We start from the raw sequence: 1,827 nt of genomic DNA, 5'->3' as shown, positions 1-1,827 counted from the left end.
GGGAGGGGCCAGGGGGGTGGCAGGAAGGTCCGCGGTCTGGGCGGCGCCGCAGGAAGGCGGTCGGCGCCGCTGGTTATGATGCTGGGCATCCACCCGGGAGGTGTCCGGGGGGCGGCTGGCGGAAAAGCTACAAGTTCATGGGTTAGCGCACAAGACTTCCCGGCAGCATTAACCTGCCGGAAACCGGAGCGGAGGAGGGCCGTGGCCGCACAGGGCGCTCCAGCGACGCGCGCCTCGCTGATCTCGCCCCTGCGCTCGGCCGGCCGCACCGACGAGGTCGTCCAGCGGATCGGCGAGGCCATCCACCTGGGGCTGGTGGTGGACGGCGAACAGCTGCCGACCGAGGTGGAGTTCGCCACGCAGCTGGGCGTCTCGCCAATGACCCTGCGCGAGGCACTGGCCGTGCTGCGCGAACAGGGGCTCGTCGAGACGCGGCGCGGCCGCACCGGCGGCACCTTCGTCCGCCGTCCCGCCAATCCGCCGCGTGGCCCCCTGGAGGACCGCATACGGTCCGCGACCGTGTCCGAGCTGCGGGACCTGGCCGACGAGCAGCTCGCGGTGTCCGGCACCTCGGCCCGCCTCGCCGCGGAGCGGGCCTCCTCCGCCAGCCTCCGGCGGCTGCTGAACCTGGTGGAGCAACTGGCCAAGGCGGAAGGGCTGGGCGCCCGCATCCGGGCGGACAGCCGGTTCCACATCGAGGTGGCCATCGCCTCGCAGTCCGAGCGGCTCACCCGGCGCGAGGTGGACCTGCAGTCGGGTACCGCCGGGCTGCTCTGGCTGGCTCACGGGGACGGCACGCCGGTGGACAAGGCGGTGGAGGAGCACCACGCCATCGCCACGGCGATCGCCGAGGAGGACGGCGAGCGCGCCCGGGCACTGGCCGAGCGCCACGTCCAGGGCAACCTGCGACGGTTGATCGAGCTGCACCTGCGGTTGACCGAGCACGAGGGCGACGAGGTGGCCGATGGCGTCTGAGACACGTACTCCCGGGGACGCCGCCGGCGCCGCGGCGGCACTGCTGGAGACACTGCTGGAGCGGGTCCGCGGCCTGCTCGCCGAGATCTTCGCCGGACCCGAGGCGGTCGCCGCCGAGGTGGTCGACAGGCGGCGTGAGGTGCTGTCCGCGGGCCGCACCTTCCGCGCCTCGGACCTGACCGGCATCAAGGCCGTGGTGGAGGAGCGCCTCGCGGCCCAGCCGATGGCGGACGGCCTGGGCTTCCTGGCGGCGGCGGGCCTGCTGCCGGACCGGGAGCGGCACATCACATGGTGGCAGCGCGTCGCGTCCGGCCTCACCCCGATGCGGCTCAACCTCGACCCGACCACCATCGACGTGTACGACTACTTCGAGATGGACTGGTTCGCGGCGGCCCGCGACGAGGGCCGCCGCGCCGTGTTCGGGCCGTACGTGGACTACTCGGCGGCCGATCACTACGTCTGCACCTTCACCGTGCCGGTGGTGGACGGCGCCTTCCTGGGCGTGGCCGGCACCGACCTGCGGATGGACGACCTGGAGCCGCGGCTGCTGGGACTGCTGCGCGGCGCCGGCCACGACGCCGTGCTCGCCGGCCCCGAGCGCAGGGTTGTCGCCGCCAACTCCCCGCGGTGGCTGGTGGGTTCGCGGCTGGCCCGGATGCCGGTCGCGGGGGACGGGGACTTCCTCGCCGCGGGCGAGGTGGGGATGGACAGCGGCTGGGTGCTGGCGCTGGCGGCCCGTGAGCAGCCGCTGACGGGACTCCCCGGAACCGGCCGGGGCGGGCCCGGACCGACGGGGACTGACGACAGCAGCTGACGGAAGCCGGCCGAGGGGCCGCCGGAGCCATGAGGCTC

At 74.1% G+C, this 1,827-nt stretch carries 2 protein-coding genes; both read left to right on the top strand.

The window, feature by feature from the left end:
- The first annotated feature begins 201 nt into the window (after nt 1-201).
- On the top strand, nt 202-975 hold the full coding sequence (locus GUY61_RS37945; RefSeq protein ID WP_313897041.1) for an FCD domain-containing protein: 774 nt from the start codon (nt 202-204) through the stop codon (nt 973-975).
- A complete protein-coding gene (locus GUY61_RS37940) occupies nt 965-1,789 on the top strand; it encodes a cache domain-containing protein (protein WP_208106959.1) in 825 nt (274 codons plus the stop codon). Before GUY61_RS37945 ends, GUY61_RS37940 begins: the two co-directional genes overlap by 11 nt.
- Nucleotides 1,790-1,827 lie beyond the last annotated feature (38 nt).

It is taken from the genome of Streptomyces sp. GC420, assembly GCF_009916105.1.
Lineage (GTDB): Bacteria > Actinomycetota > Actinomycetes > Streptomycetales > Streptomycetaceae > Streptomyces.
This window is presented reverse-complemented; position numbering and strand designations above follow the sequence as displayed.

Bases quoted from the DNA above. Each gene is read 5' to 3' on its own strand.
- GUY61_RS37940 (WP_208106959.1), top strand. From the start codon at position 965: ATGGCGTCTGAGACACGTACTCCCGGGGACGCCGCCGGCGCCGCGGCG.